Origin of the sequence: Cyanobium gracile UHCC 0139, from assembly GCF_034931325.1 — a bacterium.
GTDB classification, from domain to species: Bacteria; Cyanobacteriota; Cyanobacteriia; order PCC-6307; family Cyanobiaceae; genus Cyanobium; species Cyanobium gracile_B.
Map to the genome: position 1 here is coordinate 292,919 of NZ_JAYGHX010000001.1, position 12,133 is coordinate 305,051.

Genomic DNA, 12,133 nt, shown 5'->3' on the forward strand with positions numbered 1-12,133 from the left:
CCCGAGTTGTACAATCACGAGCAATACCAACCGCCATTGCATCATGCTCAAAGGTGCCGATCTGCTCGCCAAGGTGAAAGAGCTGGGCGATGCTTCGAAGTCCGATCTGGTGCGTAGCTGCGGCTACGTGAGCACCAAGAAGGACGGCAACGAGCGCCTGAACTTCACGGCCTTCTACGAGGCGCTTCTCGATGCCAAGGGGATCAACCTCGGCGACGGCGTCGGCAAGGCGGCCACCAAGGCCGGACGCAAGCTCGGCTATACCGCCAAGGTCCAGTTCAATGGCAATCTGCTGGTGGGCAAGGCCTACACCGCGATGCTGGGCCTGGAGCCGGGCGATGAATTCGAGATCAAGCTCGGTCGCAAGGCGATCCGACTGGTGCCCGTGGGCGGCTCCGACGACGATGAGTGAGACGACGGCGCGTGAAGCTATGTACCGCTCACCGCTGTAGCCATCGCCTCCGATCTAGAACAAACGTGCGGGCCCGGGGAGATTGATCAACTCGCCAACGCTTCGCAAAGTAGCCCCCCTCGGGTCATGCTCGAGGGGGGCTACGCGTTTGCGGGGGTGACCCCGTGCTTTGGAATGCACACGGTGGGGTGAATCGTCAACCAATACGCAACCTTCTGTTACTTTGAGGGCTGATGCGTGGTCCGATCCATGCCTTACCCCCCATCCCATCCGGCAGCAGCCCTGCATCCCGGCAGTTTCGTGGCGCTGAGCAGCCGCCAGGGCGGCACCTACCAGGTGATCAGCATCGACGAGGAGACCGACAGCTGCTGGGTGCGGCGCTGGCCCCTCACCCGCCACGGATCCCCCGCTTTCTCCGTCGCCCTGCCGGATCTGCGTCCCCTGCATCGCCCCAGCCACTGAGTCCTTCCCCTTTGCCCTGCACCGGAGCACACCCATGATCCCGATGGGTTTCGTCATCACCTCACGGCTGTTCTGCCGTGCCGGCCGCCTGACCCTGCTGGCGGCCTCCCTGGCCCTGGTCGTCGAGGCGCTGGACCTGGTGCTGGCCCACCCACTCTCCTGAGGCCCCGGCCCACCCACGCTCCTGAGGCTCTGGCCCGTCCGCCCTGGGTACCCTGAGCCGATGGCAGCGACGGACCGGGGACACCGCCCATGAGCGAGGGCATGGCTGGGGCATCGACCCTGGTGGAGCTGCTGCAGCTTCCCTTCATGCAGCGGGCTCTGCTCGGCGGACTTCTCAGCGGCGCCCTCGGCGGCGTGCTGGGCAGCTTCGCCGTACTGCGGCAGCTCTCCTTCTTCAGCGACGCCCTGGGCCATTCCGCCCTGCTCGGCATCACCCTGGGCCTGCTGCTGGGCATCGATCCCACCCTGGTGCTGATCCCCTTCGCGGTGGTGTTCGCCCTGATGACGAACCAGCTCGTGCAGCGCAGCAAGCTGCCGGCCGATGCCCTGCTGAACATCGTCTACTCCTCCTCGCTCGCCCTGGCCGTGGTGGCCCTCAGCCTCCTGCGCGTCTACAAGGGCGGCATTCAGCAGCTCCTGTTCGGTGACATCCTGGGCGTCACCTGGCTCGACCTGGCCCTGATCGGGGCCCTGCTCGTCGTCACCACCGGCTACCTGACCCTCACCCGGCGCGACCAGGTGCTGCTCACCCTCGATGAACCCCTGGCCCGCTCCCGGGGGGTGGCCGTCTCCCTGCACCGGCTGCTGTTCCTGGTCCTGTTGGCCGTGGTGGTGGCCATCTCCGTCAAGGCGGTGGGGGTGCTGCTGATCAGTGCCTTCGTGGTCATCCCCGCCTGTGCCTCGCGGCTGGTGAGCCGGCGCTTCGGCACCTACGTGGTCCTCTCCGCCGGACTGGGGGCCAGCGGCGCCGTGCTCGGCCTGCTGGCGTCGGCCGCCTTCGCGCTGCCCTCCGGCCCCTGTGTCGTGATCGCCCAGCTGGTGGCCTTCCTGGTGGCCCTGGCGGTGGCTCCGCTGCGGGGCCGGGCGGCGACCTCCTGAGCGGCGATCCGCCGGGCGCCGATCAGGGGGTCGGGGGGGCCAGGACCCGGTCGAGGTGGCCCGTCTTGACCCAGATCAGACAACCGCGGCTGCTGAAGGGCGCATGGCGGCTGCCGGCCGGGTTGCGCAGCCAGGTGCCGGCCGGGTAGGCCCCCTGCTCGTCCTCGAAGACCCCCTCGAGCACGAAGATCTCCTCACCGCCCGGGTGGGCGTGGAGGGGGAAGCGGGTTCCGGGCTCCCAGCGCACCAGGGCCACCTGTTCGGTGCCGAAGCCGTGCAGGGGCAGCACCGTCAGGCCGGGAACCAGGCCGGGCACGAAGGTGGAGCGGCCGGTGTCGATCACCACCCGCGTCTGGTCGGCCGGATCCATCTGGCGCAGCTTCACCAGGATCGTGCAGCCGCCCTCACTGAAGGGGGCATGGGCGGAGCCGACCGGGTTGCGGACGTAGGTGCCGGGGCCGTAGTCGCCCTGCTCATCCGAGAAGACCCCCTCGAGCACCAGGAACTCCTCGCCACCGTCGTGCCCATGGGGGGAGAAACGGCTGCCGGGGGCGTAGCGGACGATCGAGGTGGCCCGGGCGACCTCGCCGCCGTCGCGCTCCAACGGGCGCCGCTCCACCCCGGGCAGAGGTGAGGGATACCAGGGCAGGGAGCCGCTGTCAACGACGACCCGCAGGCCCGGATCGGCATGGAGCTGGGTGGGGAGGGGGGCGGGGGCCATCGTTCAGAGGGAGCTGGTGAGCAGCACCGGGCCCCTGGGCGCCGGGCCGTTGGGGTCGCCTTCGACGCTGACGCTGACGGCGCTGGCCTGGCTGGTGGGGGAGAGGGGGATGGGCATGGCCACCTGGCCGCGGGCATTGGGCACAAAGTGGACGCAACCGACGGTCTTGCCGTCCACGGTGGCCCAGAGGCGGTAGGTGCGCTGCGGCGGCAGGGGGGGCAGGTGGCTGAGGGTGAGCAGGTTGTGCGTGCGGTTGCCGGTGACCAGCACCTCACCGACCGCCTGCTGGCCGGGCTGCACGGCCTGCAGCGGCATCACACGCGGATCGGCGAGCGGTGCCGGGGACAGCTGCCGCTGCAACCCCGCCAGTTGCTGACGGGTCTGGTGCAGCTCACCGGCAAGCACCAGCAGGCCTGCCGCCAGCAGGGAGGGCACCAGCCAGAGGCGCCAGGGCCTCCGCTGGGGCCGGGGCTCCAGCAGACGCCGGCGCAGGGCGGGAGGCGGCACCGCCGTGGCCGGCAGCGCCAGGGGCAGCAGTTCCAGGGTGGTGCTGAACTGCCTGAGGCGGCCGCGCAGTTCTGGACGCTCCTTCAGCAGGACGGACAGCTGCTCGCGCTCCTCCTCATCCAGATCCCCTAGGGCATGGCCGGCCAGAAGGGCGTCGATGCCGGAGGGGCCGGGTGTGGTCGTGGCGTGGGTGTTCATGGGTTGGCGGGCGAATCGTGGAGCAGGGCCCGCAGGCGGATCAGGCCCTGGCGGGCGCGGGTCTTGACGGTGCCGAGGGGCAGCTCCAGCAGCGCGCCGATCGCCGACTGGCTCAGACCTTCGTAGTAGGCCATCTCGAGCACCTGCCGCTGGTTGGCGGGGATGGCCGCGAGGGCGGCGCGGACTCTCTCCGCCAGATCCTCGGCCTCGGCACTTTCGTGGGGCGTGGACACAGCCGCAGGGAACAGGTGCTCCGACCAGCGTTGCATCAGCTGCCAGCGGTTGGCGCGCTGGTTGATGCGATTGATCGCCATCGAGCGCGTCATCAGCAGCAGGTAGGCCAGCACAGGTCCCCGGGCAGGGTCGTACCCCCCCTGCTGCCGGTAGCGAAGGAAGACGTCGTGGGCGAGGTCTTCCGCCTCGTGGCTTGAGCGGCAGAGCCGCAGGGCCAGGCGGTAGACCGGTCCGCCACAGCTGTCGTAGACCTCCTCCAGGTCGTCGTCAGCGCCGAGACGCTCGCCGAGGTGGCCCCGCAGCCGCGGACGGCGTGGGGGAGCATCGGCGTCAGAGGAATTCAAAACCAAGGTGGCATCCGGTTGGGGTCCCGTTCCCCAGGTACCGGTGAAGGCCCCGATCGGATGGGTCCTCGCCAGCGACTGGCGAGGACCCCGGTCAGCACCAGGGCCGAGCCGGCCAGGACCGGGCCGCTCAGGGGCTCCCCCAGCAGCACGGCGGCGCTGAAAACCGCCACCACCAGGGCCAGGGAACCCCAGAGGGAGACAACCGCCACGCTGCAGCTGCGGTAGGCCCGGCGCAGCGCCAGTTCCCGGCCCAGGGAGAGGGACAGGGCATAGACGCCGATCACGCCCACCACCCACCAGAGGCGCAGCAGGAAGAAATGATGCGGTCCGAACAGCACCAGGGCGATGACCCCGAACACCAGCGCGGACAGCAGGGTGGGCACCCCGATCCCTACCGCCGCCGGCCACCCCCGGGCGGCAATGCTGCGGCCGCTGACGGCCGAACCGGCAAAGGCCAGCACCCCCACCAGGGCCCAGGCGATGCCGGCGGCTTGATCCATCCGGCCGGCATCGACGGCCATGGCGCCCTGGGGCAGCAGCAAACCGGCGCCGATCAGCAGCAGGCTGAGCCAGAAGCCGGCAGGCAGGGCCTCCCCCAGCCGCCAGCGGGCCAGCAGGGCCGAGACGGGCAACACCAGGGCGAACAGCAGGGTCTGGCTGATCACCGAGAGGGATTCCAGCGCGAAGTAATAGGCGACAGGCCCGAGGAACAGCCCCAGGCCGGCATTGAGGGCCAGCAGACGCTGATCCGCCGGACCCAGCACCTTCAGATCAGCCACCAGCGTGCGCCGCCCGGGCAGCAGGGCCGCCAGACCCACCGTGAGCTGGGCCAGGAAGAACACGTTGCAGAAGCTGATCGGGTTCTCGCCCCGCACCAGATGCCCCTGACCGAAGTCCTGAAGACCCTTCAAGACGGTGGCATCCAGCCCCCGCAGCAGCACATAGAGCCCCAGCGGCAGCAGCGCCCGGCCCCGTGACGGCACTGGCGGCGGCGAGGGCGGCAGCTGGGGCAATCCGATGGGGGGCCTCATCGGTAAACAGCCAAGGCAGGGGCCGAAACGCACCATCGCACGGCTCTTCGCTCCTCACACCCCGTTCCTTCAGCATGTCCCCCCTCAACGGTTCCCTGCTGCGCCGCAGCCTCGTCACCGTGGTCGCCGCCTCGGCCCTGTCCACCATGGCCCTGCACGCCGAACCCCTCAGCCGGCCGTTCAGCGACCGGAGCACCCCCGCCATCACCGCCCAGATGCAACCCAAGGGCATGGCGATGACCCAGGGCAGCTTCCGCAAGGCCGAGGCTCCCGTCAGCGGTGGCTTCTCCATCCATGAAAAAGACGGCAAGACGGTGCTCACCCTCAGCGGCGACTTCAAGACCAACGACATGGCCCCCGACCTCAAGGTGATCTTCAGCCCTTCGGCCACACCCCTGGCCGCCACCAAGGCCCCCGGCTTCCCCCTCAAGCCCGGCAGCTACACGGTGCTGGCGAAGCTCCAGTCCAGCAAGGGCGCCCAGAGCTACGTCATCCCCGCCTCGATCGATCTGAAGGCCCAGAAATCGGTGCTGATCTGGTGCCAGAAGTTCAACGCCACCATGGCCTGGGCTCCCCTCAAGCCCTGAGCCACGCCGCAGCCGCTGCCACAGGCCGCCGACCGGCGGCCACCTCCCCACCCGCGAAGGTCACTGCGATGCCGAAGCCGACCGTCCTGCCCGGGCGTCCACAGCCGCGGCAGCTTCTCGAATGTCTTCTGGCCGGGATGGCCGCCGGCACAATCGTCAGCTTCTCCGCCGTCTCGATCGCCCAGGCGTTCGTTGGCCCCAGAGGGGAGGCCAGGCCCGCACCTGGCCTCAACGGCACCCTGGCGGGTGCGGGGCTCGGTGCCCTCGCCGCGCTGGCCCTGAGCCGCCCACGCCACCGGTCAGCGACGGCCCCTGCCCAGGGGGATGAAACCAGCGACAGCAAGGGTCGGGGAGGGTGGGCGCACTGGCGCCCCTTCCGGGTGGCGCGCAAAGTGAAGGAAAGCGAGGAGATCACCTCCTTCCATCTCGAGCCCCTTGACGCCCAACCCCTGCCTGACTTCAAGCCGGGCCAGTTCCTGACCCTCCGTCTGGAGATTCCCGGGGCAGGCGCTCCGGTCATCCGGACCTATTCACTCTCCGACTATCCCCGGCCAACGGCGGGCTCCCACCACGCCTACCGGCTGTCCATCAAGCGGGAACCCGCCCCGACAGGCCAGCAGGTGCCACCGGGGGTGGCCTCCAACTTCCTGCATGACCACATCCAGGAGGGGTCGATCCTCGAGGTCAGGCCCCCCAACGGCAGTTTCGTGCTCGATCCCAGCCCCACCGGCCCGGTGGTGCTGCTCAGCAACGGAGTCGGCATCACGCCGATGATGGCGATGTTGAAGGCGGTTGCCGTCCACAACCCCGCTCGCAAGATCTGGTTCATCCATGGCGCCAGGGATGGGCGCGTCCATGCCTTCCGCCAGGAGGTGGCGATGACGGCCCAGGGGATGGAGGGCCTGACGCTCCATTACGCCTACAGCAGGCCGCAACCAGAGGATCAGGGACATTTCCACAGCCAGGGCTACGTGGATGTCCCCCTGATCCGCTCCCTCGTCCAGGAAGCAGCCGACTACTTCCTCTGCGGTTCCCCAGCCTTCATGGCCTCGATCCGTGCCGGATTGAAGGCGGAAGGTGTTCCGGAGGAACGCGTCAGATTCGAGATGTTCAGCCAACCCCCGCGAGCTGCGGCGACAACGCCACCGGGCGAAGCCGACGCTGCCCTGCCTGGGTCGCTGGCGGCCACGGTGACCTTCGCCCGCTCAGGCCGAACGGTGGAATGGCAAGGGGATCACGACAACCTGCTGGCCTTCGCCGAAGCCCATGGACTGCGTCCCGACCACAGCTGCCGGGCGGGAATCTGCGGCACCTGCGAATGCAGGCTGCTGGAGGGTGAGGTGGTCGATTCGGAACCACCGACCGCGTCTGTGGCTCCCGGTTCGGTGCTGATCTGCATCTCCCGGCCCGGATCCGCCAAGGTCAGCCTGGATCTGTAGGGCCGGATTCAGATGCTGCTGGAGAGCACCGTCGGCCCCTTCGGCTCCGTTCCCATGGGATCCGTTTCCACGCTCACACTCACACTGGTGGCCTGGCTGGTGGGCTGGGGGGGGATCAACATCGCCACATGACCCTGGGCTGTCGGCACGAAGGCCACACAACCAACCTTCTTGCCGCCGACGTTGGCCCACAAGCGGTAGGTGTGATGGGGAGGTAACGGCGGCAGATCATTGAGCATCAGCACGTTGTTGGTCGGGTTGCCCGTCACCATCACTTCGCCCGATCCCGGCATGCCGGGAGCGAGGGCCTCCAGAGTCATGCGGCGGCTCACGGGGGCAACGGCAGCCGTTGCAGGCTGGAGTTGACGCTGGATCTGGGCCAGTTGCTGGCGGGTCTGGTGGAGCTCGATGCCCAGCCCCAGCAGGGCCGTCCCCAGCAGGGTGGGCCACAGCCAGCCCGGAACGGAGGGGCGTTCGGGGGCCTGCTGGCGCCGCGGGGTGCCCTGGCCGCTGATCAGCCTCCGGCGCAACCGCTCCGGCGGTGCCGCAGTTTGGGGCAGGGCCAGGGGCAGCAGTTCGAGCGTGGTGCGGAATTCACTCAGACGCTGCTCCAGCTCCGGCTGCTGGCGCAGCAAGCGCGCCAGCTGCTCCCGTTCCGCCTCATCCAGATCGCCCAGGGCATGGCCCGCCATCAGGGCGTCGAAGCTGCCATCCGCAGGCACATCGTCGGGATTCATGGGTCGCTCGACCGGCAGGACCATGGATTGGGCATGTTTGCACTCCGCTCAGGGCCCCTGCAGGGTGATTCCAGCAGGTCTACCAGCGAGAGGCCTGAATGGATCGGCTTCGGGCGCCCTGCGCCGTTCCGCTCCTAGCCTCGGGAGCCCCCGGAGCCGGGTCCCTGACGTTCCTGCCCTCCTTCCTCCGCCACCGCCACCGATCGCCCCGGCAGACGCTGGGACATCAACGCAGCCCCTGGCTCAGCCTTCGGCGCCAGCCGGTGTCGATGGCGATGCGCATGCCCTGGCCGGTGTTCTTCATGGCCATGGCCGGGATCTACCTGGTGGAGGTGCTGATCTTCGCCCTGGCTTTTCAGCTGGATCATCGCCATCTGGAAGGCGACGGGGCGATGGGGATACCGGTCAGTGTGGTCTTCGCCCTGCAGAACCTGTTCAGCGCCAGTTTCCAGTCCGTCGAGGTCACGTCGCCCTACAGCCTGGGTCTGGCGGGAGGGCAGAGAATCGTCGGCCTGTTGACCAACGCCATGGTCACGGGCCTGTTCTTTCTGCGCTTCACCCAGGTGGATGCGCCGCTGCGCTTCAGTCGCCACCTGTGCCTGAGCTCCTGGCCCGATGGCCATCTGAGCTGCCGCTTCGTGACCCGGGATCCCAGCTACTGGCTGAAGGTGTCCTACGCGATGGTCCTGTTCCTGGATGAGGAGGTCGAACCGGGGGTGTGGCAACGGCGCGTCCATCCCCTGGCGCTGCTGAACACGTCCACGCCCCAGCTGCATGTCACCGCCGTGCTGAGCCATCGCCTGACCCCGGCCAGTCCCCTGGTGCAGCTTGGGCTTGCGGCGATCACGGCGGCCGGTGGAGCCCTGATGGTGCTGGTGGAGGGAACCGACGAGGTGACAGGGTCGCCCCTGTTGCAGGTGCATCACTACCGGATCGCCGACATTCTCGAAGGGCAGCGGTTCACGGATCTGGTGTCCATCGACGGCAGCGGCCGGCGTTCGGTCGACCTCGACGCCCTGGACCGCACCCAGCCGCTGCGGGAGTCAGCCCAATCCAATCCGGAGCTTCACCGGTAGAGACGGCATGGAGGGTTCGTGCGGCCTGCCGCCACGGCTTCTTCCTCCTCCCATGCGTCGTCGTCCCCATGTCCCGTTCCTTCAACGCTTTCGTCCGCAACGGTGCGGTGGCCGTGCTCACCGCCTCGGCCCTCAGCGGCCTCAGCGTGCACGCCGAACCCCTCAGCCGGCCGTTCAGCGACCGGAGCACCCCCGCCATCACCGCCCAGATGCAACCCAAGGGCATGGCGATGACCCAGGGCAGCTTCCGCAAGGCCGAGGCTCCCGTCAGCGGTGGCTTCTCCATCCATGAAAAAGACGGCAAGACGGTGCTCACCCTCAGCGGCGACTTCAAGACCAACGACATGGCCCCCGACCTCAAGGTGATCTTCAGCCCTTCGGCCACACCCCTGGCCGCCACCAAGGCCCCCGGCTTCCCCCTCAAGCCCGGCAGCTACACGGTGCTGGCGAAGCTCCAGTCCAGCAAGGGCGCCCAGAGCTACGTCATCCCCGCCTCGATCGATCTGAAGGCCCAGAAATCGGTGCTGATCTGGTGCCAGAAGTTCAACGCCACCATGGCCTGGGCTCCCCTCAAGCCCTGAGCCACGACGCGTCAGCCCCCTGACCGCTGGAACGCCGAACCGATGCGGTGTTCACCCTCCCCACCATGGTCCTGCCCCTTCTGGCCTATCTCGCCGGCCTGCTGACCATCCTCAGCCCCTGCATCCTGCCGGTGCTGCCCTTCCTGTTCACCCGGGTGGGGCATTCCTTCCGGCGCAGCGCCCTGCCCCTTCTGGCCGGCATGGCACTGACCTTCGCCGCCACGGGAAGCCTGGCGGCCCTGGGCGGCGGCTGGGTGGTGCAGGCCCACCGGTGGGGGCGCATGGCAGCCCTGGCCGCGCTGGGCCTGTTCGGTCTCGCGTTGCTGTGGCCGGCCCTGGCGGACGTGCTCAGCCAGCCGCTCGTGCAGCTGGGCGCGGGGCTGTCCCGGCGCTCCGATCGGGCCCAGCAGCGGGGCGAGACCGTCGGCGCCTCGGCCCTGCTGGGGGTGGCGGTGGGGCTGCTGTGGGCTCCGTGCGCTGGGCCGATCCTGGGGCTGATCCTCACCGGAGCGGCTCTTCGGGGTGGCAGCCCCGACACCGCCTTGCTGCTGCTGGCCTACGGCCTGGGTGCTGCCACCTCCCTGGCGGTGGCCCTGCTGGCCGGCGGTCGACTGGCGGTGGCCCTGAAGTTCACACGCGGGGCCGGCCTCTGGATGCGGCGCGGGCTGGGGGCCGCCGCACTGGCGGCGGTGGGGGTGAGCGCCCTGGGTCTGGAGCAGGCCTCCTTCGCCGGCTGGACCCTGGCCGACACCAACCGGCTCGAGCAGGCCCTGCTCACCCGGATCCCGGCCGCTGATCCCGGCGTGGCGAGCGCTCCGGCCATCAGCCGCCTGCCGGTGCAGGGCACGCTGCCGCCCTTTCCGAAGCGGGCCACCTGGCTGAATTCCCCACCCCTCAGCCGCGACCAGCTCTGGGGGAAGGTGGTGCTGGTGGACATCTGGACCTACTCCTGCATCAACTGCCTGCGCACCCTGCCCCACCTGCGGGCCTGGGCCAGCAAGTACAAGGACCATGGCCTGGTGGTGATCGGCGTTCACACGCCGGAGTTCGCCTTTGAGCGTGACCTCGGCAACGTACGCGCCGCCGTCCGCCGCTTGGGCCTGACCTATCCGGTGGTGATCGACAACGACTTCGCCATCTGGAAGTCCTTCCGGAACACCTACTGGCCGTCCTTTTATTTCATCGATGGCCAGGGCCGCATCCGGCATACGCATTTCGGCGAAGGCGCCTACGACACCTCCGAACGCACGATCCAGGAGCTGCTGCGCGAAGCCGGCCAGAAGGACGTACCCACCGGACTGGTGCGGCCCTGATGGCCGGGTTCGCCCTCAGAGCCCGGCGAACCACTCATAGCCCCTGTCCTCCCAGGTGCCGAGCCGTTCGCCCAGGCCGGTCATCAGTTCGAGGCCGGTGACCCACTTGCTCTGCTTGTAGCCGAGCTTGATGGGGCTGGCGAGGCGCACCGGAGCGCCGTTGGCCACCGGCAGCGGCGCTCCGTTCATGTGGGTGGCAAGCAGCGTCTGGGGGTGCAGCGCGGAGGCCAGATCCCAGGTTTCAAAGTACTGATCCGCCGAACGGATCGCCAGATAGGCCCCCAGGGGTGAGGGGCCGGCCAGGGCCAGCACATCGGCCAGCCGCGGTCCCGACCAGGCGACGATCGCCGCCCAGCCCTCGACGCAGACATGGCGGATGATGCACTCCTGCTGGGGCAACGCCGCCAGGGCCGCCAGATCCAGCTGCAGCGGACGGCTCACCACCCCGTTCACGGCCAGCCGGTAGCGGCCGGGCGCGAACTCGGGCGTGCCGTTGAAGCTGTTGATCAGCAGGGCAGCGGGCTCCACCTGGCTGCGGCGGAACTCGGGCAACCTGCCCTTCCCCTGCAGCAGCGCCTCGATCCGTTCGTTCAGTGGCTGGGTGGCCTCCCCCACTGTCTCGCTCCAGCCGTTGAGGGCACAGCCACCGAGCAGCAGGGAGGAACCGCCGCCGAGCAGCAGGCCCAGGGACCGGCGGCGACTCAGGGATTCAGGGGGATCGGCCATCTCAGGGAGGCAACGTTCGGGTCGGCGGCATCAGAGGAGCATCCGCCGCAGCAGCCGCAGGCCGCCCACCCGCCAGGAGAGCCCCACGTGGGCCACCAGCAGCAGGGCGATGGCGGGGATGGTGGCCAGGTGACAGACCCGCAGCGTCTGCCAGCTGGAGTGGCCGGCCGGCTCGGCGACGGCGAACAGCGACACCAGCCACCACAGCTGGGCCGGCTTGTACATGGCCAGGCCTGTGATCAGGCTCAAGGCCAGCACGACCAGCATCAGGGTGTAGGTGATCCGGTGGCTGGCCAGGCGCCGTCGGGGGGGACTGGCGCTGCGGCGCAGGGTGCCCAGATCGCCACCGTCGGCCAGGCGCCGGTGGCGCCGATGCAGCAGCAGGGCGATCCAGAGACCGAGGTTGGCGGCGTACAGACCCATGACGCCGAAGTGCCAGTCGCGGCCGCCGGCCAGCCAGCCGCCGAGGGTGAGCCACTCGGGCACGGTCGCCCCCTCCCGGCCGCCGAAGACCGGATTGGCGTTGTAGATCTCGAGGCCGCTGGCGGCCAGCAGCAGCAGCACCAGCAGGTTGAGACCGTGGAAGGCCCTGGTCCAGAGGGGGTGGGGGCCGGGGCGAACGGGGCCGGGGGCGTCAGAGAGCGGGATCACCAACCGGCGC

15 protein-coding genes are annotated in these 12,133 nt (G+C 69.2%); 8 read left to right on the forward strand and 7 right to left on the reverse strand.

Features of this window, described 5'->3' with window-relative positions:
* The first annotated feature begins 43 nt into the window (after positions 1-43).
* From VB738_RS01380 to VB738_RS01390, 3 genes are all read left to right on the forward strand, one after another.
* Entirely contained in the window at positions 44-412 is a 369-nt protein-coding gene (locus tag VB738_RS01380) for an AbrB family transcriptional regulator (RefSeq protein WP_015110192.1), read from the forward strand.
* A gap of 249 nt (positions 413-661) precedes the next feature.
* On the forward strand, positions 662-874 hold the full coding sequence (locus tag VB738_RS01385) for a hypothetical protein (RefSeq protein WP_323304028.1): 213 nt from the start codon (positions 662-664) through the stop codon (positions 872-874).
* A 264-nt stretch (positions 875-1,138) separates the two neighbouring features.
* A complete protein-coding gene (locus VB738_RS01390; RefSeq protein ID WP_323304029.1) occupies positions 1,139-1,975 on the forward strand; it encodes a metal ABC transporter permease in 837 nt (278 codons plus the stop codon).
* Positions 1,976-1,997: 22 nt separating this feature from the next.
* Here the strand turns inward: VB738_RS01390 and VB738_RS01395 are convergent, their stop codons facing one another.
* From VB738_RS01395 to VB738_RS01410, 4 genes are read right to left on the reverse strand one after another with little or no spacing between them, the layout of a single operon-like run.
* Entirely contained in the window at positions 1,998-2,696 is a 699-nt protein-coding gene (locus tag VB738_RS01395; RefSeq protein ID WP_323304030.1) for a cupin domain-containing protein, read from the reverse strand.
* 3 nt (positions 2,697-2,699) lie between these two features.
* Positions 2,700-3,401, reverse strand: a complete 702-nt coding sequence (locus VB738_RS01400) for an anti-sigma factor domain-containing protein (RefSeq protein ID WP_323304031.1) — start codon at positions 3,399-3,401, stop codon at positions 2,700-2,702.
* On the reverse strand, positions 3,398-3,979 hold the full coding sequence (locus VB738_RS01405; RefSeq protein ID WP_323304032.1) for a sigma-70 family RNA polymerase sigma factor: 582 nt from the start codon (positions 3,977-3,979) through the stop codon (positions 3,398-3,400). The genes VB738_RS01400 and VB738_RS01405 overlap by 4 nt, the downstream gene beginning before the upstream one ends.
* The gene (locus tag VB738_RS01410; RefSeq protein ID WP_323304033.1) at positions 3,976-5,013 is read right to left on the reverse strand and encodes a DMT family transporter; all 1,038 of its coding nucleotides are present in this window, start codon (positions 5,011-5,013) and stop codon (positions 3,976-3,978) included. The genes VB738_RS01405 and VB738_RS01410 overlap by 4 nt, the downstream gene beginning before the upstream one ends.
* A gap of 74 nt (positions 5,014-5,087) precedes the next feature.
* Between VB738_RS01410 and VB738_RS01415 the strand changes: the two genes are divergently transcribed.
* Positions 5,088-5,600 (forward strand): DM13 domain-containing protein, encoded by a 513-nt coding sequence (locus VB738_RS01415; protein ID WP_323304034.1) that lies wholly within the window; start codon positions 5,088-5,090, stop codon positions 5,598-5,600.
* Positions 5,601-5,737: 137 nt separating this feature from the next.
* Positions 5,738-7,039: a 2Fe-2S iron-sulfur cluster-binding protein gene (locus tag VB738_RS01420; protein WP_323304035.1), complete on the forward strand. Its 1,302-nt coding sequence runs from the start codon at positions 5,738-5,740 to the stop codon at positions 7,037-7,039.
* A gap of 8 nt (positions 7,040-7,047) precedes the next feature.
* Here VB738_RS01420 and VB738_RS01425 read toward each other — a convergent pair whose 3' ends face one another.
* Entirely contained in the window at positions 7,048-7,776 is a 729-nt protein-coding gene (locus VB738_RS01425; RefSeq protein ID WP_323304036.1) for an anti-sigma factor, read from the reverse strand.
* A 275-nt stretch (positions 7,777-8,051) separates the two neighbouring features.
* Between VB738_RS01425 and VB738_RS01430 the strand changes: the two genes are divergently transcribed.
* From VB738_RS01430 to VB738_RS01440, 3 genes are all read left to right on the forward strand, one after another.
* Complete coding sequence (locus VB738_RS01430; protein ID WP_323304037.1) at positions 8,052-8,852, forward strand: hypothetical protein; 801 nt, start codon at positions 8,052-8,054, stop codon at positions 8,850-8,852.
* 68 nt (positions 8,853-8,920) lie between these two features.
* Positions 8,921-9,433 carry a DM13 domain-containing protein gene (locus VB738_RS01435; protein ID WP_323304038.1) on the forward strand — a complete coding sequence of 171 codons (513 nt, stop codon included), beginning with the start codon at positions 8,921-8,923 and terminating at the stop codon, positions 9,431-9,433.
* 65 nt (positions 9,434-9,498) lie between these two features.
* Positions 9,499-10,746, forward strand: coding sequence for a cytochrome c biogenesis protein DipZ (locus VB738_RS01440; RefSeq protein ID WP_323304039.1), 1,248 nt, complete (start codon positions 9,499-9,501; stop codon positions 10,744-10,746).
* 15 nt (positions 10,747-10,761) lie between these two features.
* On the opposite strand, the gene VB738_RS01445 is transcribed toward VB738_RS01440, so the two are convergent.
* Entirely contained in the window at positions 10,762-11,472 is a 711-nt protein-coding gene (locus tag VB738_RS01445) for a molybdopterin-dependent oxidoreductase (protein ID WP_323304040.1), read from the reverse strand.
* A 30-nt stretch (positions 11,473-11,502) separates the two neighbouring features.
* On the reverse strand, positions 11,503-12,123 hold the full coding sequence (locus VB738_RS01450) for a cytochrome b/b6 domain-containing protein (protein WP_323304041.1): 621 nt from the start codon (positions 12,121-12,123) through the stop codon (positions 11,503-11,505).
* Positions 12,124-12,133: the final 10 nt, after the last annotated feature.

Coding starts and splice junctions, on each gene's coding strand:
- VB738_RS01385 (WP_323304028.1), top strand. CDS start 662: ATGCCTTACCCCCCATCCCATCCGGCAGCAGCCCTGCATCCCGGCAGT.
- VB738_RS01430 (WP_323304037.1), top strand. CDS start 8,052: ATGCGCATGCCCTGGCCGGTGTTCTTCATGGCCATGGCCGGGATCTAC.
- VB738_RS01390 (WP_323304029.1), top strand. CDS start 1,139: ATGGCTGGGGCATCGACCCTGGTGGAGCTGCTGCAGCTTCCCTTCATG.
- VB738_RS01440 (WP_323304039.1), top strand. CDS start 9,499: ATGGTCCTGCCCCTTCTGGCCTATCTCGCCGGCCTGCTGACCATCCTC.
- VB738_RS01380 (WP_015110192.1), top strand. CDS start 44: ATGCTCAAAGGTGCCGATCTGCTCGCCAAGGTGAAAGAGCTGGGCGAT.
- VB738_RS01415 (WP_323304034.1), top strand. CDS start 5,088: ATGTCCCCCCTCAACGGTTCCCTGCTGCGCCGCAGCCTCGTCACCGTG.
- VB738_RS01410 (WP_323304033.1), bottom strand. CDS start 5,013: ATGAGGCCCCCCATCGGATTGCCCCAGCTGCCGCCCTCGCCGCCGCCA.
- VB738_RS01420 (WP_323304035.1), top strand. CDS start 5,738: ATGGCCGCCGGCACAATCGTCAGCTTCTCCGCCGTCTCGATCGCCCAG.
- VB738_RS01395 (WP_323304030.1), bottom strand. CDS start 2,696: ATGGCCCCCGCCCCCCTCCCCACCCAGCTCCATGCCGATCCGGGCCTG.
- VB738_RS01400 (WP_323304031.1), bottom strand. CDS start 3,401: ATGAACACCCACGCCACGACCACACCCGGCCCCTCCGGCATCGACGCC.
- VB738_RS01425 (WP_323304036.1), bottom strand. CDS start 7,776: ATGAATCCCGACGATGTGCCTGCGGATGGCAGCTTCGACGCCCTGATG.
- VB738_RS01445 (WP_323304040.1), bottom strand. CDS start 11,472: ATGGCCGATCCCCCTGAATCCCTGAGTCGCCGCCGGTCCCTGGGCCTG.
- VB738_RS01435 (WP_323304038.1), top strand. CDS start 8,921: ATGTCCCGTTCCTTCAACGCTTTCGTCCGCAACGGTGCGGTGGCCGTG.